Genomic DNA, 20,613 nt, shown 5'->3' on the forward strand with positions numbered 1-20,613 from the left:
GAGTCAGCCTACAAAAGATGAAAACAAATTGGGAACCTATTCCAACACAAAATTCAGACTTGTGGGTTTTGATTATTGAGAATACAATCAATAAAGCCAAAAAATGATGTTGACTTTTTCATGGGGTAAACATTCAAAACCCTTGCTGAGTATTTAATTTAAAGGTTTTTGTCACCCCGTCAGGGAAAAGCTTAATTAATTAGTGGTGCAATTAATGTCAATTCTTCAACCTTGCCCATAACTTGAATCATAGGTAAATTAAGGTGTTCTAAACTAGCATTATCTAATAGTAAATAATATTTTTTTGACCACATTTGTTGTAAAAATTTAACATCTGCGGGAATGACTTGACAATCACAGTAAAAATCTAAACTAGGACGACCATAAGCAAAAGAAGTGTAAATTTTAGTTCCTGGTGCAACATGGGAGCGAATTAATGCAGCTACTGGTTTAACCGGAAAATCTTCGTTTAACTCCCAAATCCAGGATTGCGAACTCATTAATAGTGATAACACTAGATACATACCCGAAAATAAAACAGGAATAAAACGGCGATCGCGTTGTTGAATCAACCATGCTGCTAAACTTATACTGATTGCCAAAACTAGACTCATGGCTATTAATGCAGGCTGAGGTTCAGCAACAATAAAGTAAATACATCCTCCCACACCTGCTAAAGCAATAATACTCAAATATATTGACCAAGATTTGTTAATTAGATGCTTAAACTGCCAAACTTGGCTGAGTTTTGCCCCAATTGCCAAAGCTAGGAAAGGATAAACTGGCATAATATACCAAGGTAGTTTGGTTCTCATCACAGAAATACTCAAAAAGTAAACAATTATCCCGATGAGAACTAAACGGCCCCAAGAGGTATGATGTTTTTTTATAGCTAGATATAAACCCCCGGGTAAAAATATGAGCCAGGGAAAACCATATTTAATTAACTCGATTAAATAGTACCAAGGCGGACCGCTATTACCTTCTACAGATTGAACAACACGGTTAAAGGTTTGTACCTGCAAATTTATTTGCAAGAAATTATCCCCATAATATTTCCATTGGGCAAAATACCAAGTTAAAGGTGCAGCTGTTCCCAAAAACATTCCCGTCCAGAAGTAGGGATTTTTCCACAAAGTTAATTCTTTCTGAGTAATCAAAAATAAACAAGCGATCAAACCCAATAATAAAACAAGCATCCCTTTTGTCAGAGTAATTAACCCCAGACAAAGACCTGCACCTAGTGCATATTGCTGATGATGACGTGATTTTAGTAAAAAAAATAACAATAATAAGAAAAAAGTAATACTGGCGCCATCTAGCATAGCGAGTCGTCCATGACGTACTACGGGCAGCATTGTGAGGTAAACTAAGGCTGAAAACAAAGCTGGTAAATTTTGGTGAAAAACCAAACCTCCTACTAAATAGAGTATAGGTACTCCCAAGGCAGTTAATAGTGCACTAGGTAAACGTGTTGTCAACTCATTCACCCCTCCCAGGGAGTAAGTCCAAGCAATGAGTATATGGATGAGAGGGGGTTTATTATGATATGGTTGATCTCCCAAAACTGGGTAAAGCCAAGCCATGGAACCAACTGGGGCGCGCCAAATTTCACGAGCAACTTGTGCTACAGTACCCTCATCCCAATCTCGTAAGGGTGAGTTTCCCAAAAATATTAGCCAGAGGATCAGAGATCCCAGAAGTAAGGTGATTAGCCATTTTTTCTCTGCAAATCGGCGCATGTGTGAAAATTACAATACAATATTTTTCAGTTTATCTCGCTTTTGGTTCGTGTGCTGAGTGTAACTGAATTTATTTAAGGGGAAGGGTGCAATTAATGTGCAAATTCACGAGTAACTATGATAAATAAGACCTTAGTTAAACCCTAGTGATAATACTCTAGAAATGCTTAAGTATTAGCATTTATGAAAAAACTGATATCTTGCTGGCAATTGTTGCCAATAAATCGGCAAAAAGTATAATAATTGACTGCTTTTTGTAAATTATTAATGGGAAAATCTATGCAGTTAATTGTTATTAGGTTACAAATTGTCTTAGAGGATGTTTGATAAGTTTTCAACAGGTAATTTTTATCTTAGGGAACAGGGAACAGGGAACAGGGAACAGGGAATGGGAAGGATTGGGGAACACGGTATGGCTAACGCCACGCTATCGCTATCGACTTCGCTCACCGACCGCACAAAAAACAATCAAATCCAGTCCCCTCCCCTTACAAGGGGAGGGTTAGGGAGGGGTCAAATAATATTCGATACACTAATCATGACTTTCCAAACATCCTCTTAGAAAGGAATCCATAGTTATTGAGTTGAAAATTTAAATTTTTCTTCCAAAGATAGTAATGACAAATCGTTGATGGTAGGCTAGGCTATCAGGAGAAAAATGTTAGGCGATTGAAGAGGGGATAAGATTTATTTAAATGTCACAGAAATTGTTAACTTGCTATTTGGTGTAATAACTACGAGACAACATGAGAGAGGACTCAAATCCTCAATCCTAGCTGGGCAATTTTCCAGTGTGTTTAACTCGTCAGATAATTTATATGGATATATTTTTTTGATACATCAAACACAGTGAAAAGATAATTCCTTGCACAACTTAGGTGTTATTGTGAGAGATTGACCAATGTCATGGGGCTGTTTTTTTTCTAAAACCAGATTTTTTAGGTTATATTTGCAGCTTTAAAAGCTATAATCTGGTATTTATTTCCCAAATATAGGTATATCTCTAGCTAAAAATTATGAATACCAATAAAAGTCTGCGCATTTAGTATTTATAACCAATTCTGTTATGAAACCACCGTCACAACTATAACTGATAGTTCTACCCTTGAAGGAGCTATGAAGTGGCAAAAAGCAAGACTTTTTTGTGGCCGCAAGCAATACTAATTGCATTGCTTCTTTTGAGTGCTAGTTTCAGCATTAGCTTAATGTTATTCATCAAGCCCAATGCATCTAATAGCTGGCGTGGCGTAGCTATTGGTCACAGCAAAGGAAGTATAAATATAAATAATTTACCTGCTGCTCAAGTTGGTACTCAGGAGCGCATTGAGCAGTTAAAGGCGGCGATGCTCACTAGTTGGGAGCAAGAAGCAAATATTAAGGGTGTTACCTCTAATGCACCACTACCCTTTCAAGGAGCAACTATTAAGGCGGGGAAAGTCAATCAAGATCAAAAAGTCATTGCTCTGACCTTTGATGATGGTCCTTGGCCGGAAACCACTTCACAAGTGCTGGATATTCTCAAAAAGAATAATATTAAAGCTACATTTTTTGTTGTTGGGCAGAATGTTAAGAATTATCCCCATCTAGTACAAAGGGTGATTGCTGAAGGTCACGCTATTGGTAATCATACTTGGCACCATTGGTACCATTATATGGATCCCAATGCGGCTGCTTATGAAATTAACCACACAACAGAGATAATTTATCAAGTTACTGGTGTTAAGACTAATTTGTTTAGACCACCAGGGGGAATTATGCACAATGGAGTAGCTGCTTATGCCAGAAATAATCAGTATGCCATTATTCTGTGGTCGTCGGATTCATTAGACTATTCCCTACCCAGTGTTCCGAACTTAGTTAATAATGTGTTTAGAAATGCCCAACCAGGGGGTATTGTGTTGTTGCATGATGGGGGAGGAAATCGCTCCCGAACTGTGCAGGCTCTACCAGAAATTATTAGTAAGTTTCGACAGCAGGGTTATAGTTTTGTCACTATTCCAGAACTTTTAGTCATGGAAGACAAAAATCAAAGGTTGCTGGCAAACAAAAAATAATGCTTATGGCTAGGCCATCTAAATTACCAGATGTAGAGACGTTACTTAGTAACGTCTCTAGGGTCTTTCAACTGTTGGGAAAAGTTGGGATGTTGTTGATAACTAAACTGAACTCAACTGTTTTTCCATAACAGCTTGGGGATTTGCTTCTGGAGTTTCGGCTTCAGAAGGTGGTACTAATTGCCAGAATTTAGGCAGGTATTCTGACCAATTTTGCAGAATCATTTTTGCTTTTGGTGAACCGGTGCGATCGCCATGATTTCTAATTAATTCTTGCAATTGTTTTGCACCTGCTTCTGTTAAGACGCGCTGGATTTTAACGATTTCTGGATTGACTAACTCTGGGAAGGAATTGTCTTCATCTAGGAAGTATGCTAATCCGCCAGTCATCCCGGCGCCGACATTACGTCCTACTTTCCCCAGGACAACAATCACACCACCGGTCATGTACTCACAGCAGTGGTCTCCTGCACCTTCAATAACTGCCATACCTTTGGAGTTACGTACAGCGAAGCGTTCACCGGCTAAACCGTTGGCGAATAATACCCCACCGGTGGCACCATAAAGGCAGGTGTTGCCAACTATGACATTTTGTGATGGTGCATAGGTAGCATCAGCTGGCGGTTTGATGATGATTTCACCACCGTGCATCCCCTTACCCACATAGTCGTTAGCTTCTCCTGTCAAGGTCAAAATCATCCCAGGGAGGTTGAAAGCACCAAAGCTTTGCCCCACACTACCTTGGAAGTTGAGGTTAATTTGTCCTTCAAAACCACTGTCACCGTAGCGGGAGGCGATCGCCCCGGCTAACCGTGCTCCCACTGTTCTATCGGTGTTAACTACCGCCAGGGTTTTGGTAGCAGTGGTATTTTGGGCGATCGCCCTTTGAATATCCTGGTCAGCCAGTAATTGGTCATCTAGCACCACACCGTTACTGTGGACTTCTTCATGTAGTAACCAGGTACGGTTATTTTTAGCATCTGGGAGCTGTAGTAAACAGTCGAGGTTGAGTGCTTGAGTTTTGCTAACTTTTGACCCCTCCCGTGGGGTCAATAAATCAGCCCGTCCGACAATTTCTAATAAAGAGCGGTAACCGAGTCTTGCTAATAAATGGCGAACTTCTTCAGCGATGAAATAGAAGAAGTTGACTACATGTTCTGGCATTCCTGTAAACCGTTTGCGGAGTTCTTCTTTTTGAGACGCAACACCCACAGGACAGTTATTAGTATGACAGATGCGGGCCATAATACAACCTTCGGCAATCATGGCGATGGAACCAAAACCAAATTCCTCACCGCCCATCAAAGCGCCCATGACCACATCCCAACCAGATTTTAGTCCACCGTCTACACGCAAAATCACGCGATCGCGTAGGCCATTGTGCATTAATACACGATGTACTTCAGTTAACCCTAGTTCCCAGGGTGAACCTGCGTGTTTAATAGAACTCAGTGGTGAGGCTCCCGTACCACCGTCATGACCAGATATCTGAATAATATCGGCGTTAGCTTTAGCTACACCCGCCGCAATAGTACCGATACCAATTTCTGCTACCAGCTTTACAGATACCTGTGCTGTGGGGTTAATTTGGTGCAGGTCAAAAATCAGCTGTGCTAAATCTTCAATGGAATAAATATCATGGTGGGGTGGGGGTGAAATCAGGGTTACACCGGGCTTAGACCGCCTTAACATAGCAATATAAGGACTAACTTTTGCTCCTGGTAGTTGTCCACCTTCACCGGGTTTTGCCCCTTGGGCGATTTTGATTTCAATTTGTTGGGCGCTGCTTAAATATCCTGGTGTCACCCCAAACCGTCCCGATGCAACTTGCTTAATAGCACTAGAAGCTGTGTCACCATTGCGCAAGCCATGCAAATGAGGTAAAGTCAGTGATTTACCGGATGGGTCTACGTCATTTAGCACTTTATACCGTACTGGATCTTCGCCACCCTCCCCAGAGTTAGATTTGCCACCAATGCGGTTCATGGCTATAGCCAAAGTCTCATGGGCTTCTCGTGATAATGCGCCTAAAGACATCCCACCAGTGCAGAAACGTTTGACAATCTCACCGACTGATTCTACCTCTTCTAAAGGAATGGGTGAGCGATCGCTTTGGAAGTCCAACAAATCACGCAAGGCTGTTACTGGTCGTCCTTGGAGGTGTTGCTTGTAAACTTCGTAGTGGTCATATTGTTTACCATCCACGGCTTTATGGAGCGCCTTGGCCATTTCTGGGTTGTTCATATGGTATTCTCCCTTAGGGAAATACTGAACAAAACCCAAATTTTCTAATTTCTTAGCGGTCAGTTCCGGGAAAGCCTTGCGATGAAAAGAAAGCACCTCTTGTGCTAATTCCTTGACGCTTAACCCACCGATGCGGGAAGTTGTACCACAGAATCCCAAGGTTAATAAATCCCCACCGATACCAATGGCTTCAAAAATTTGTGCTGCTTGATAACTTGAGAGTAGGGAGATTCCCATTTTTGAGAGAATTTTGAGTAAACCGGAGTTTACTGCTTGGCGATAATTCTCTAAAGCTTCTCCTATGGTAATCTGCTTGATTTTACCCCGTTCCATAAAGTTTTGGGTTTTGGGTTTCCACCACCAGTCGCGGACGGTATCCAAAGCTGTGTAAGGACAAACCGCGTCAACACCATAGCCAATTAAACAAGCGAAATGATGTGTACTCCAGCACTGAGCTGTATTGACAATCAAGGAGGTTTGGGTTCTTAATCCTTCCCGAATCAGGTGATGATGTACCGCACCTGCCGCTAACAAGGGAGGAATGTAAGTATATTCAGCACTAATGCCATTTTCTACTTCTAGAGCACGGTCACTCAAAATCAGAATTTTGGCGCCAGACTTGACAGATGCTGCAGCTTGTGATTGTAAAGACTGGACAGCATCTTTTAACCCATCAGGCCCTGGGGCGATCGCAAATAAGGTTGATAATTCCGCTGTTGCAAACCCTGATAGCCGAATCGCTTCTAGTTCTGTCTCCATCAACACAGGGGATTCTAACTTGAGTTTGCGGGCGTGTTCTGGTTTAACTTCTAATAAGTTTCCCCGTTCTCCCAGTTCCACATTTAAGGACATTACCAACCTTTCCCGTAGGGGGTCAATGGCTGGATTTGTCACTTGAGCAAAACGCTGCTTGAAGTAGTCATACAGTAGGTGGGGTTTTTCTGACAGCACAGCTAAAGGAATATCATCCCCCATGCAGAAAGTCGGTTCTTTACCCTCAGCGGCCATGGGTTGAATTACCATTTCTACATCTTCTGTGGTATACCCAAAGGCTAATTGATGACGCAGTAGGGTTTGGTCATCACTGCTTTCGCCACTGAAAATTTTAGATGTGCTGGTATGACCATTTCCGTTGGGAAAAACCTCACTTACTAAGTGTTTGAGTTCTTGGCGGTATTGTTTTAACCATTCCCCATAGGGATGCTGCTGGGCGATGTATTGTTTAATTTCCCAATTTTTTAGGATTTGATGATTGACTAAATCCACAGCAATCATTTGTCCTGGTCCGAGTCTACCTTTCTCCAGAATATTGGCCTCGGAAACTTCCACTACCCCTGCTTCAGAAGCCACAACGATGTAATCATCTTTGGTAATCAGATAACGAGCTGGTCTTAACCCATTACGGTCTAGTGTTGCGCCAACTTTTTCACCATCGCTAAATACTAACAGTGCTGGACCGTCCCATGCTTCTTGCAGTCCGCTGTAATATTCGTAAAAGTCGATGATTTCTGGATATTGACGCAAAGAAGGTTGATTTTGGTATGCCTCTGGAACCATAATCATTAGGGCTTCCAAGGGGCTACGTCCTGAACGTACCATTAATTCCAGAACGTTATCTAAAGTAGCTGAGTCGCTGTTGTCGATATGAACTAGGGGCTTGAATTCTTGGGAGCGATCGCCCCATACTGGGTGATTCAGGCTAGATTCCCGTGCCATCATCCAGTTAATATTACCCAACAAGGTGTTAATTTCGCCGTTGTGACCCAATAAACGCATCGGTTGAGCTAGGGGCCACTTGGGCATAGTATTAGTGCTAAAGCGGCGATGGTAAACGGCAAAGGCGCTTTTGTAGGCTGGATTCTTTAAATCCAGATAAAAATCTCCTAAGATGGCAGAGCGCACCATGCCTTTATAGACTATTGTCCGATTGGACAGAGAGCAAATATAGAATTCTTCGGAAATATGCTGAGTAGCTTTGAAAATTCGCCGGCGGGTGATATATAGTTCTCTTTCTAGTTCATCCCCACTTTTGTCTGCTGATGCTAGAAAAACTTGTTCTATCTGGGGTTGATTTTCCTTTGCTTGTATCCCCAGCAAGTTAGGTTGTACTGGTACCACTCGCCAACCCAGTACGGTTAATTTTTCAGAGGTGGCTATTTGCTCAACTATACCTCTAATTTTTGCCGCTATCTCGGGATTTTGGGGTAAAAATAACATTCCTACCCCCACATTTTCCTGGGAATAGTCTTTTGGGAACAATTCCCAAGGAATTGCTGTTAATATTCCCGCACCATCACCGGAGTCTTGGTCAGCGCTACAACCACCACGGTGTTCTAAACAGGTTAAAGCGTCTAAAGCTTTTGTCACAATTTCGTGACTGGCATAATTACGGCGATGAGCAATAAAACCTACACCACAAGCATCTCGTTCTTCTACTAACCACCTTGGGCCATCTAATGATTTGACAGTTTTAATATCTGAGAAATTCTTTGTTTGTGATTGATGCATCGCTTTATCTTTCATAGACTGTTCCGTGAGATGGTTAGTCACAAATGTTGCCAATATTTGTGAGAAGAATATGGCTTACGCAACGCTACGCTATCGTAAGCATGTACCCTAGTCTTTGACGCGGACTCTCGGTGGGAGAAGCAATCTTAGACGATGGGAGAAATGGTTTTACCTGGGAAATATATAAATCACCGGCATTTAGTTACAACTTTCACTTTGTAAAAGTTGTAAATTTCTACAACGGGTTTTTCTTCTTTCACCTCGTGTAAATACCTGCGGTTTTTTCTTATACTTTGGGTTGATATTGTCAAGCTATTTTTTGGTTCCAGTTTCTATTCCCAAATGAAAATTAGGGTTTAAGTACATACGTTCCATGGAACGTCTCTACATTTGTAGGCGTACCCATAACACAACTGAGTTTTAAAGTGGGGAATAATCCTGGTTCATCTCCAAAATCAGCGTATTATACAACATACACATTTGACAATTGCTCAAATATTTGTGGTTGTATATATTTTATTGTTTGATGCCGATCTTATCTACCTTACTAGAAGGCAGACCCCACTCAAATAGCAACCATACGTGAATATTAAATATTTTCACTGCCTTTTGAGTGATCCAACTACATTTTTATATAGTCAGACTGAAAAACAGTGATCATTTCAACACTTGGTAATAGTGTTTTTAGTGGTGTGATTACTTTTTAAGTTGACAAGAGATAGATAGCCAATTTATATAATATCACGTTTGTACCAAAATGAAATCACTCTTTCTTAAGATTCCTGCCAAACTTACTGCGCCGCCAGTAGTCTATATCTAAGTCAAGCAAGCTATCACCTGTATCAGGTAAAATATGATCAAAATGTGGCATCGCCGTAAAAAACAATACAGTGCTATTGCCGACAGCACTAATCAAAGCTGGCTGCAGCTACCCTTCATACAAGGGTTTCAGTCTTTAGCACCAAAGGTCGTCATAATTACTATATTCTGTTTATGTACTAACTGGTCTAGTAGAGCCATAGAATCCTCCGTAAGTACCAGCCCTGGTGGGGAAAATTCACCCTGCTGCACCTCTACAGGCAGAGTCTTAGGGTCTGGTAAGCAAATTATCCTCAATGGTCGTACTTTACCAGGAGCTTGGTTACAAGAGATAGGGGCAGATGGTCGGGTAAAAACTCTGATGAGTGACGGTGCTCTCAGGCAGTTCATGGGTATGGACTTTTTGAGCAGTAGCAGCGCAGCTAAACAACCAGTTGAGTGGTTCTCATCAAATCAGTCGATGGTTCTAGCCACCAGACTGCTGCAAGGCCATCGCTATATGGATATTACTGATTTTGCTCAAAGGGTAGGTTGGCAGTTGGAAGCTAATGGTAATCTGATGGCGATCGCTACCCCAAAGGCTCAAATCAAAAACATTCGTCAGAGTCAACAACCGATAACTACTCGACCCCAGTCATCAGGGGTTAGTCATCCGCCTTTTCATTCGGCTCGCATTGTCTTAGATTTAGATCGTCCATCACCTTGGCAAATCTCCCAAGGACTAAATATCACCAATGAAACATCAGCCGAATCTACAGCACCACCCAATAGGGAGTGGGTAGTGTCTGTAGATGCGATCGCCGATGCTGGTTTAAGCCAACGCTACGCCCCATCAACATCACCAACCCCAGAAAATCCTCATGGGGGTAGGGTGGACAGATCAATAGTGAGAAAATTAGAGGTAGTTAATAACCGCACAATTATTAGTCTGAGTGTACCTTTTGGCATGGCTCCCCAGATCATGACCTTAGCAGATCCCAACCGCCTAGTGATTGATCTGCGTACCGATGCCTTGGTACAACGAGATATTAACTGGGCTGAAGGATTGCGCTGGCGACAGGAATTTGTCAGTTTAGGTACGGAACGCTTTCCTGTTGTTTGGTTGGATATTAATCCCCGTCAAAATGGGTTACGTTTACAACCCATTGGGACTGACAGGAGCAGCCAAACCGGTACAGCGCCACTCATCCAAATGGCAGAGCAGTCTTTGGCTGTGGCGGCTATTAATGCTGGTTTTTTTAACCGTAATAATCGTTTACCTTTGGGGGCGATTCGTCGGGATGGTCAGTGGCTATCAGGTCCGATTCTTAACAGGGGGGCGATCGCCTGGAATGACTCCGGGGAATTTTACTTTGGTCGTCTGAGTTTAGAAGAAAGTTTAATCACTGGCAATAATCAAAGGTTGCCGATTCTATTTTTAAATAGTGGTTACGTGCAGACTGGTATTGCTCGTTACACTAATACCTGGGGAACTAGCTACACCCCCCTAACGGATAATGAAATCATTATTATTGTCCAACAAAACCGAGTCACAAATCAGCTACCAGGTGGTAAAGCCGGTGAAAAAACATTTACCATTCCCCAAGACGGCTACCTATTAACCTTACGTGCCAATGCTACCACAGCGGCATCACAATTACCTGTTGGCACACCAGTCAGCATTACCAGCGCCACCAATTCCCCCAACTTTTACCGCTATCCCCATATTATGGGAGGCGGTCCCCTTTTGGTACAAAATAATCGAATTGTCCTGGATGCTGCTAGCGAAAGATTTAGTCCGGCTTTTATTACACAAAAAGCGGCTCGCAGTGCTATTTGCACAACAGCAAGGGGATCTGTCATTATTGTGGCTGTACACAATCGTGCTGGCGGACATGGCCCCACTCTGGCGGAACACGCCCAATTAATGAAGAATATTGGTTGTGTCAACGCTCTGAATTTAGACGGTGGAAGTTCCACCAGTCTTTATTTAGGAGGACAACTACTTGACCGTTCGACTAATACTGCTGGACGTGTCCACAATGGGATTGGGGTTTTCTTACAACAGTAGGGAGCAGCCAAACCAAGGGGAAAAATTCTAGTTTTTCAACTGCTCATCAGCAGTAACCCATATTTTTTTTGAGCTTCAGGTCATCCCTCCGGTTTGTGGTGTGAAGAGTTGGTATAGAACTTCTGCTTTCAGGGGTTATCTTTGAGCCAACCTATTTGAATTTTGCTATGTTTGGCAAGGTGCAAGTATCAAGGTTGTACGCTTCCCCAAGGATTTATAACCGTTTTTTATGTAGACCAACTGAGGTAACTATGGCGCAATTTCCAGAAACCACACAAACTAATCATCTATCTTTACCCTTCGCCAGCTCGAATAAAGGGATTGCTGCAACTGAGCTGCGCCCTTGGGGTTCTTTTACAGTTTTGGAAGAAGGGCGAGGCTACAAAATTAAACGCATAGAAGTCAAGCCCGGTCAGCGCCTCAGTCTGCAAATGCACCACCACCGCAGCGAACACTGGATTGTTGTTTCTGGCACGGCTAAGGTTATTTGTGGAGATCAAGAGGTGCTACTGAGAAACAATGAGTCAACCTATGTACCTCAATGTACATCCCATCGTCTAGAGAATCCCGGAGTGATTCCTTTAGTGTTAATTGAAGTCCAAAATGGTGAATATTTAGGTGAAGATGATATTATTCGCTATCAAGATGACTATGCCCGTCAGGATAGTTAAAACTGCCACAGATGGCGAATTTTTGTATAATACACTGAATATTCTGGCCAACCGTCGGCATTAATTACACCAAACTTTACCCCCGTCTGAATTAAGGCGGGGACTACTGTTTTTCCTCACCTGCTCAGATATGAAAATTGTTCACTAATCAATAAAAGATGCAATATTAGCAGAGTATGATGACTTAGGATGTGATTTGACTCTAGTAAAAATCACAAAAATATTTTTTGTCCTCCTAATTTTGGGACTGGAAATATCAGAAATATTTTAAAATGGGATATTTATTGTTAAAACTAATTCTATGATTCATCTGAGTCAAGCCGCAATCATTGAAATTGGGCGATTAAAGTCTAAACAGCAGGCAGATTCTTGGTTGAGATTAGCAATTAAGGAGGGGGGCTGTTCTGGTTGGTTTTATGAGATGTCTTTTGACCAAGTGGTGACGAGTAATGATCGCGTTTTTGATGTCAGCGGGATTCAAGTTCTCATAGATGAGGAAAGCTTGAATTATGTAAATGGTTTGGCATTGGACTATTCAGAAGATTTAATGGGTGGTGGTTTTCGCTTCCACAACCCTCAGTCCATAGGGACTTGCGGCTGTGGTATTTCCTTCTCTATCATTGCACCCAAAGTTTAAATAAATATCAGTTTGACATAAAAACCCAAAAAAAGATATAATCAGGATTTGTTAAAAGTTAGACCTCTAAGCAGCTTTACGCGCTGTAACTCATGCCAACAATACAGCAATTAATACGTACCGAACGCGAAAAAGCGCGTCAGAAAACCAAATCTCCAGCCCTAAAGCAATGCCCACAACGTCGGGGTGTTTGTACAAGGGTATACACAACTACACCTAAGAAGCCTAACTCCGCTCTACGTAAAGTAGCCAGGGTAAGACTGACATCAGGATTTGAGGTCACAGCTTACATTCCAGGTATCGGTCATAACTTGCAAGAACATTCAGTAGTCATGATTCGTGGCGGACGGGTGAAAGACTTACCAGGTGTGCGATACCACATTATCCGTGGAACCCTAGATACAGCTGGAGTGAAAGACCGTAAACAAGGGCGTTCCAAGTATGGAACCAAGCTCCCGAAGGCAGGTAAGAAATAGGAAGTAGGCGATTAGTTGTCTGTGATAGCGTAGCGTGGCGTAAGCCATACATGAGTAGGCTCCTATGGTGGAAAAAGCGCCGATAGCTCAATAGTGGTAATTTCTGTTGCCACTCAGTCTCGCTAAACCCTATATTAAGCAGGTAAAAGTAGGTAATTTCAACCATTATCCTGCCAAGCGATTGGCTATGGCTGAAGCCAGGTTAACCTATCGCCAGTGCCGTAGGCAATTGCAGCGGTTACATCTAAAATATTAAAGTTTATGATGTCGTCGCCTGAACTGGCGTAGAAAAACAAGACAAAGTGAATACGGCGGCTTTACCCGCCCATATACCTAGTGTCTGATAGCATATAATTTCGTTGACAAATCCGAATTAAAGGTGAAGTATGTCTCGTCGTGGTGTTATTCAAAGGCGTCCAGTTCCGCCTGATTCCGTATATAACAGTCGCCTGGTCAGCATGATAATCCGGCGGGTGATGCGTCATGGGAAGAAATCACTGGCTGCTAGGCTGGTTTATGATGCGATGAAAACTATTGAAGAACGCACTGGCGCGCCGCCACTGGAAACTTTTGAAAGAGCAGTACGCAACGCCACACCTTTAGTAGAAGTAAAAGCGCGTCGAGTAGGCGGAGCCACCTATCAAGTACCGATGGAAGTCCGCTCAGACAGGGGTACAACCCTAGCTTTGCGCTGGCTAGTCAAATTTTCCAGGTCTAGACCCGGACGCACAATGGCAAATAAATTAGCTAATGAGTTAATGGATGCTGCCAACGAGACCGGGAATGCAATTCGCAAGCGGGAAGAAACACACCGGATGGCGGAAGCTAACAAGGCTTTTGCACACTATCGTTACTAAGACAAGTAGGGGTATATCGTGGATATAAAGGCGGTATATCGCCTACCCACAAAAAAATACGGTTTTCCGTAGAAGTATAGAACCTTAACAAAGAGTAATATACAAGATATCATGAGGCAAAAACTATAATAGGAGGCTACTGTGGCACGTACGATCCCGCTAGAGAGAGTACGCAATATCGGTATTGCGGCGCATATAGATGCGGGCAAGACAACGACAACCGAGAGAATATTGTTTTACTCTGGCATAATTCATAAAATTGGCGAAGTTCATGAAGGAACAGCCGTGACAGACTGGATGGCTCAGGAGCGTGAACGGGGAATTACCATCACTGCTGCTGCTATCAGTACCAGTTGGAAAGATCATCAAATTAACATTATCGATACTCCAGGACACGTTGACTTCACAATCGAAGTGGAACGTTCCATGCGTGTGTTGGATGGTGTAATCGCGGTATTTTGTTCGGTGGGCGGCGTACAACCCCAGTCGGAAACAGTTTGGCGACAAGCAGACCGGTATAAAGTGCCCCGCATAGCTTTCGTGAACAAAATGGATCGCACAGGGGCGAACTTCTACAGAGTTCACGAACAAATGCGCGATCGTCTGCGGGCTAATGCCATTGCCATTCAACTACCAATTGGTAGTGAAAATGAATTTAAAGGAATCGTTGATCTGGTACGTCAGTGTGCCTATATTTATAACAATGACGAGGGAACAGATATCCAAGAAACAGATATCCCCGCCGACATGCAAGACAGTGTAGAAGAGTACCGCACCAAGCTGATAGAAGCTGTAGCAGAAACTAATGACACTCTGATGAGTAAGTACTTCGAGGGAGAAGAACTTACAGAAGATGAAATCCGTGTTGCCCTGCGTCAAGGTACAATTGCGGGTACTATTGTCCCAGTACTGTGCGGCTCGGCATTTAAAAACAAAGGTGTACAGTTGATGCTGGATGCAGTAGTAGATTATCTGCCAGCCCCAACTGAAGTACCAGCCATCCAAGGTACATTACCCACAGGTGAGGTGGTTGAGCGTAGAGCTGATGATCAAGAACCTCTATCAGCTTTAGCTTTCAAGATTATGGCTGATCCCTACGGCCGTCTTACCTTTGTTCGTGTTTATTCTGGTGTTCTGAAGAAAGGTAGTTATGTTCTCAACGCTACCAAAAATAAGAAAGAGCGTATTTCCCGTCTGGTTATTCTAAAAGCAGATGAACGGCTGGATGTGGATGAAATGCGGGCTGGGGATTTGGGAGCAGCACTAGGATTGAAAGATACCTTAACAGGTGATACTATTACTGATGAGGGATCACCAGTAATTCTGGAATCTCTATTCATTCCTGAGCCTGTAATCTCAGTGGCGGTTGAACCCAAAACCAAGAATGACATGGATAAGCTTTCCAAAGCTCTGCAATCCCTGTCTGAAGAAGACCCCACTTTCCGTGTCAGTGTGGATCCAGAAACCAACCAAACCGTAATCGCGGGAATGGGAGAACTACACTTGGAAATTCTGGTAGACCGGATGTTACGCGAATTCAAAGTAGAAGCCAATGTTGGCGCGCCCCAGGTAGCTTACCGCGAAACGATTCGCAAATCGGTCTCCAAAATTGAAGGGAAATTCATTCGCCAAAGTGGTGGTAAGGGTCAATACGGTCACGTGGTAATCGATTTGGAACCAGGGGAACCCGGTACAGGCTTTGAATTTGTTTCTAAGATTGTGGGTGGTGTCGTACCAAAAGAATATGTCGGACCCGCAGAACAAGGAATGAAAGAAAGCTGCGAATCCGGTGTATTAGCTGGATATCCACTAATTGATGTCAAAGCAACTCTGGTGGATGGGTCATACCACGATGTAGACTCTTCAGAAATGGCTTTCAAAATCGCTGGCTCAATGGCAATGAAAGAGGCAGTATTGAAAGCCTCTCCTGTACTATTAGAACCTATGATGAAAGTTGAGGTTGAAGTACCCGAAAACTTCCTTGGGGATGTGATGGGCGACCTTAACTCTCGTCGTGGACAAATTGAAGGTATGGGATCTGATGATGGTTTAGCCAAAGTAACTGCTAAAGTCCCATTGGCAGAAATGTTTGGTTACGCCACTGATATCCGCTCCAAGACCCAAGGCCGTGGTATCTTCTCAATGGAATTTAGCCACTACGAAGAAGTACCTCGGAACGTGGCTGAAGCAATCATAGCTAAAAGTAAAGGGAACGCTTAATTAAAAAAGGAAACGAGCATTCATGGCACGCGCAAAGTTTGAAAGGACTAAACCACACGTTAATATCGGTACAGTTGGCCACGTTGATCATGGTAAAACTACTCTAACAGCAGCCATTACTATGACTCTAGCCGCGCTGGGTCAAGCTACAGGTAAGGGCTACGATCAAATTGATAACGCACCCGAAGAAAAGGCACGGGGGATTACCATCAACACAGCTCACGTTGAGTATGAAACCGGTGATCGTCACTATGCTCACGTAGATTGCCCAGGACACGCTGACTATGTGAAAAACATGATCACTGGTGCTGCCCAAATGGATGGTGGTATTCTGGTGGTTTCAGCGGCTGATGGCCCTATGCCCCAAACCCGTGAACACATCCTATTGGCAAAACAGGTGGGTGTACCCAGTCTGGTTGTGTTCCTGAACAAGGAAGACATGGTAGATGACCCAGAACTACTAGAGTTGGTGGAATTGGAAGTACGGGAGCTATTATCTAGTTACGATTTCCCCGGCGACGACATCCCCATCGTCACTGGCTCCGGTCTCAAAGCACTGGAAGCCATGACTGCTAACCCCAAACTTCAAAAGGGTGAAGATCAGTGGGTAGATAAAATCTATGAACTCATGGAAGCTGTGGATTCCTATATTCCAACTCCTGAGCGGGCTATAGACAAGCCCTTCCTGATGGCGGTGGAAGATGTATTCTCGATCACAGGTCGTGGAACTGTGGCTACTGGCCGGATTGAGCGTGGTAAGGTTAAGGTCGGTGATGTGGTTGAACTAGTGGGCATTAAAGACACTCGCAATACCACTGTCACTGGGATCGAGATGTTTAAGAAGAGTCTCGAAGAAGGTATGGCTGGCGATAACGCTGGCGTGCTCCTACGTGGTATCCAAAAGGCTGACATTGAGCGCGGTATGGTTATAGCCCAACCAAAGTCAATCACCCCTCACACTGAATTTGAAGGTGAAGTGTACGTCTTGACCGATAAAGAAGGCGGTCGGAAAACACCATTCTTTGCTGGCTATCGTCCTCAGTTTTATGTACGGACAACTGATGTCACAGGCACCATCAAATCCTTTACTTCTGATGATGGTAGCACCGCAGAAATGGTGATGCCAGGCGATCGCATCAAGATGACAGTAGAATTGATCAACCCCATTGCTATTGAGCAAGGAATGCGCTTCGCGATTCGTGAAGGTGGCCGTACCATTGGTGCTGGTGTCGTATCCAAAATCCTGAAGTAACACCTGTTTGTTCTATAACCAAGGAGCGCTGGTAGATAAACTATCGGTGCTCCTTTATCTTCCTTCTTTGATTGCTTTTTCGAGTAATCACCTATGTTGGGGCTTTAGGATCAGGGGGATTGTGACAGTCTGACCCCATAGCCTTGGGCACTGTCGGCAGAAACCGTGACCATCCCAAATAATTCTCACAAAAGTCATAATTATTCATCAGAACCTAGAAAATTAAAGATGGCAACTCTACAGCAGCAAAAAATTAGAATTCGTTTACAGGCTTTTGACCGTCGCTTATTAGACACATCTTGCGAGAAGATTGTAGACACAGCTAACAGAACTAACGCTACAGCTATAGGCCCAATTCCTCTACCGACAAAACGCAAAATCTACTGTGTGCTGCGATCGCCTCACGTAGATAAAGATGCCAGAGAACACTTTGAAACCCGCACCCATCGCCGGATTATTGACATTTACCAACCTTCTTCTAAAACTATCGATGCCCTGATGAAGCTAGATCTACCATCGGGTGTGGATATTGAAGTAAAACTATAATTTGGTTAATGCTGTAATATTTACCCAGCCCTGAAGAAATTTATCTCGGGGCTTTTTATTGGCTGGGAAACAAATGATAGAATATCAGAAAAGTACGGGGAAAGCAGAGAAGAATAAATTTCACAATTAATTTTATACAAAGGTAACAATGACATCCTCTTCTAAAATTGCAGTTCGCGAACTACCTCTGTTCCCGTTACCTGAAGTAGTTCTATTTCCTACTAGACCATTACCCCTACATATCTTTGAATTCCGCTACCGAATCATGATGAACACGATTTTGGAGAGCGATCGCCGGTTCGGTGTGTTAATGGTCGATCCAGTTGACGGTACAATCGCTAATATTGGTTGCTGTGCTGAAATCATTCATTACCAACGGCTGCCAGATGACCGCATGAAAATGTTAACCTTGGGACAGCAAAGGTTTCGTGTTTTAGAATACGTCCGCGAAAAGCCTTACCGTGTTGGGTTAGTAGAATGGTTAGAAGACCAGCCACCAACCCGAGATTTACGCCCCCTAGCCGCAGAGGTAGAACAACTATTACGAGATGTCGTTCGTCTCTCAGCTAAGTTAACTGACCAAAATATGGAACTACCAGAGGAATTACCCGACCTACCTACAGAACTTTCTTACTGGGTAGCAAGTAATCTCTATGGTGTGCCATCAGAGCAACAGGCATTACTAGAGACACAAGATACCTTACTGCGCTTGGAAAGAGAAGCAGAAATTTTGACCTCTACTCGCAATCACTTAGCAGCCCGCGCTGTCCTCAAAGACACTTTTAATAATTCATAATTTTTGCCGTTTGCTTTGGAAGCGCTACCCAATAGCTTGCGTGGCCTAGCCATAGGTAGTTCGTAATTCGTATTTTTTAAATTACGAGTTAGGAGCCAATTGTGATGGGTAGAATCTTATAGCTGCCAAAAATCTTCAAGATTTCTGTATGCTCAGTTAACTTTGCTAAAGCGCATCGCATTTGTTCTTCCTGCACATCCGCTTCTAAATCAATAAAAAACAAATATTCTCCCAGAGAGCGCTTTGTGGGTCGGGATTCAATACGACTAAGATTAATCCCTAACCCAGCAAATACCTGTAGAGGTTTGAGTAGCGTTCCCGGTAAATTCGCCGGGACACTGAAAGCCAAGGAAGTGTAACTAGCACTTCCTGATATCTTGACTAAATCCTCCACCCATTGACTCACCACCCAAAAGCGAGTGCAGTTGTCAGGGTAGTCATTAATATTACTAGCCAATATAGGCAATTTATAGAGTTCAGCCGCTCTACTGGAGGCGATCGCAGCCGCGGTTAAATCTCCATCCAGCCGTTGTAGCGATTCGGTAGTCGAATTACTCGCTACTAGCTGCACGTTTGGGAGAAACTGCGCCAACCATCCTTGACATTGTGCTAAAGCTTGTGGATGAGAATAAACAGTTTGAATAGTATCTAAACTACTGGCACAAGAAATTAAAGCATGAGCAATCGGCATCACCAAAGCCAACTGAACTCGTAAACTATCCAACTGCCACAGTGTATCCATTGTCATAGTAACACTGCCTTCAATAGAATTTTCTACCGGTACAACAGCTAACTGAGTTTCTCCAGATGCAACAGCCTGGAGTGATTGGGAAATGCTCGAATATGGACATAACATAGCTTGATTACCTGTTTTCTTGGCCAGCCAATTAGCATAAAAAGCAGTTACTTGTTCTGCATAAGTGCCAGGAGGTCCTAAATGAGCAATAGATATAGTCACAGACTCTAGTCCTAAATTATTTGAGAGAAAAAAATAAAATTATAATTTAATTAAAAATAGAAAAATTCAACAATTATTGCTTTGAATTCATGGCTACCCAGTTTACCGCCTGTCAAACAGTAAGAATTAATGTACCAGCACAGCAGATACCGATCCAACACTACCTGCGTCAGCCCCAACGTCTGGTCAAAGCCCTCACAGATAATAGTCGCATACACCAACTTTCAGAAGAAGTATTTCGCTTAAAAATGCGTCCATTAACCTTCATGTCACTGACTATTCAACCCATTGTAGACCTGAAAGTCTGGGCAGAATCCCATGGAACCATTCAGCTGCGATCGCTAAATAGTCAAATCCTGGGCTTTGAGTACATCAACCAGCGCTGGTCATTAAATTTACAAGGGTATTTATCACCCCAAGAAAGCAACAACATCACCATCCTACAAGGGAAAGCCGATCTAAAAGTAGAAGTAGATATACCACCCCCATTTTCCTTCACACCTCAGCCCATTCTAGAAGCCACAGGTAATGGTTTACTCAAAAGTATACTGATGACCATAAAACAACGCCTACAGCATCAACTCCTAGCTGATTACCAGCACTGGGTAGCATCACAGGGTATGGAAACCCTCCTAATTGACCAGACTGGCGCTGATTGCAATCAGCGCAGTGCCGGCAATTGCAGCCCCAGGGAAATCCCTATTCTCAACCCAGATTGATTAACTCCCTTCTCTAAAACCTCTCTAAAGCTACTCAAATAGCTTGATTTAAGAACTAGCAAAC

General features: G+C 43.2%; 14 protein-coding genes. 11 read left to right on the top strand and 3 right to left on the bottom strand.

What is annotated here, in order from left to right; all coding sequences use genetic code 11:
* Positions 1 to 191: 191 nt before the first annotated feature.
* Entirely contained in the window at positions 192 to 1,742 is a 1,551-nt protein-coding gene (locus tag IM676_RS08430; protein WP_200989770.1) for an ArnT family glycosyltransferase, read from the bottom strand.
* A 1,121-nt stretch (positions 1,743 to 2,863) separates the two neighbouring features.
* Between IM676_RS08430 and IM676_RS08435 the strand changes: the two genes are divergently transcribed.
* Complete coding sequence (locus IM676_RS08435; protein ID WP_200989771.1) at positions 2,864 to 3,796, top strand: polysaccharide deacetylase family protein; 933 nt, start codon at positions 2,864 to 2,866, stop codon at positions 3,794 to 3,796.
* 102 nt (positions 3,797 to 3,898) lie between these two features.
* On the opposite strand, the gene IM676_RS08440 is transcribed toward IM676_RS08435, so the two are convergent.
* Positions 3,899 to 8,563, bottom strand: coding sequence for a glutamate synthase-related protein (locus IM676_RS08440; RefSeq protein ID WP_200989772.1), 4,665 nt, complete (start codon positions 8,561 to 8,563; stop codon positions 3,899 to 3,901).
* A gap of 838 nt (positions 8,564 to 9,401) precedes the next feature.
* Here IM676_RS08440 and IM676_RS08445 point away from each other — a divergent pair.
* The 9 genes from IM676_RS08445 (at position 9,402) to IM676_RS08490 (ending at position 18,872) form a co-directional block, all read left to right on the top strand.
* Positions 9,402 to 11,417 carry a phosphodiester glycosidase family protein gene (locus IM676_RS08445; RefSeq protein ID WP_200989773.1) on the top strand — a complete coding sequence of 672 codons (2,016 nt, stop codon included), beginning with the start codon at positions 9,402 to 9,404 and terminating at the stop codon, positions 11,415 to 11,417.
* A 251-nt stretch (positions 11,418 to 11,668) separates the two neighbouring features.
* Positions 11,669 to 12,088, top strand: coding sequence for a phosphomannose isomerase type II C-terminal cupin domain (locus IM676_RS08450; protein WP_200989774.1), 420 nt, complete (start codon positions 11,669 to 11,671; stop codon positions 12,086 to 12,088).
* Positions 12,089 to 12,389: 301 nt separating this feature from the next.
* Positions 12,390 to 12,725: a HesB/IscA family protein gene (locus IM676_RS08455; protein ID WP_200989775.1), complete on the top strand. Its 336-nt coding sequence runs from the start codon at positions 12,390 to 12,392 to the stop codon at positions 12,723 to 12,725.
* A gap of 92 nt (positions 12,726 to 12,817) precedes the next feature.
* Positions 12,818 to 13,201, top strand: a complete 384-nt coding sequence (gene rpsL, locus IM676_RS08460) for a 30S ribosomal protein S12 (protein ID WP_200989776.1) — start codon at positions 12,818 to 12,820, stop codon at positions 13,199 to 13,201.
* A gap of 386 nt (positions 13,202 to 13,587) precedes the next feature.
* Positions 13,588 to 14,058, top strand: coding sequence for a 30S ribosomal protein S7 (rpsG, locus tag IM676_RS08470; protein WP_200989778.1), 471 nt, complete (start codon positions 13,588 to 13,590; stop codon positions 14,056 to 14,058).
* 141 nt (positions 14,059 to 14,199) lie between these two features.
* Entirely contained in the window at positions 14,200 to 16,278 is a 2,079-nt protein-coding gene (gene fusA, locus IM676_RS08475; RefSeq protein WP_200989779.1) for an elongation factor G, read from the top strand.
* A 22-nt stretch (positions 16,279 to 16,300) separates the two neighbouring features.
* On the top strand, positions 16,301 to 17,530 hold the full coding sequence (gene tuf, locus IM676_RS08480; RefSeq protein WP_200989780.1) for an elongation factor Tu: 1,230 nt from the start codon (positions 16,301 to 16,303) through the stop codon (positions 17,528 to 17,530).
* A gap of 228 nt (positions 17,531 to 17,758) precedes the next feature.
* Entirely contained in the window at positions 17,759 to 18,076 is a 318-nt protein-coding gene (gene rpsJ / locus IM676_RS08485) for a 30S ribosomal protein S10 (RefSeq protein ID WP_006196404.1), read from the top strand.
* A gap of 148 nt (positions 18,077 to 18,224) precedes the next feature.
* On the top strand, positions 18,225 to 18,872 hold the full coding sequence (locus IM676_RS08490; protein ID WP_200989781.1) for an LON peptidase substrate-binding domain-containing protein: 648 nt from the start codon (positions 18,225 to 18,227) through the stop codon (positions 18,870 to 18,872).
* Positions 18,873 to 18,960: 88 nt separating this feature from the next.
* Here IM676_RS08490 and pheA read toward each other — a convergent pair whose 3' ends face one another.
* Complete coding sequence (gene pheA, locus IM676_RS08495; RefSeq protein ID WP_200989782.1) at positions 18,961 to 19,830, bottom strand: prephenate dehydratase; 870 nt, start codon at positions 19,828 to 19,830, stop codon at positions 18,961 to 18,963.
* Positions 19,831 to 19,919: 89 nt separating this feature from the next.
* Here pheA and IM676_RS08500 point away from each other — a divergent pair, with 89 nt between their 5' ends.
* Positions 19,920 to 20,549 carry a DUF1997 domain-containing protein gene (locus IM676_RS08500; protein WP_200989783.1) on the top strand — a complete coding sequence of 210 codons (630 nt, stop codon included), beginning with the start codon at positions 19,920 to 19,922 and terminating at the stop codon, positions 20,547 to 20,549.
* Positions 20,550 to 20,613 lie beyond the last annotated feature (64 nt).

Origin of the sequence: Anabaenopsis elenkinii CCIBt3563 (genome assembly GCF_015245355.1) — a bacterium.
In the GTDB taxonomy this organism is placed as follows: Bacteria; Cyanobacteriota; Cyanobacteriia; order Cyanobacteriales; family Nostocaceae; genus Anabaenopsis; species Anabaenopsis elenkinii.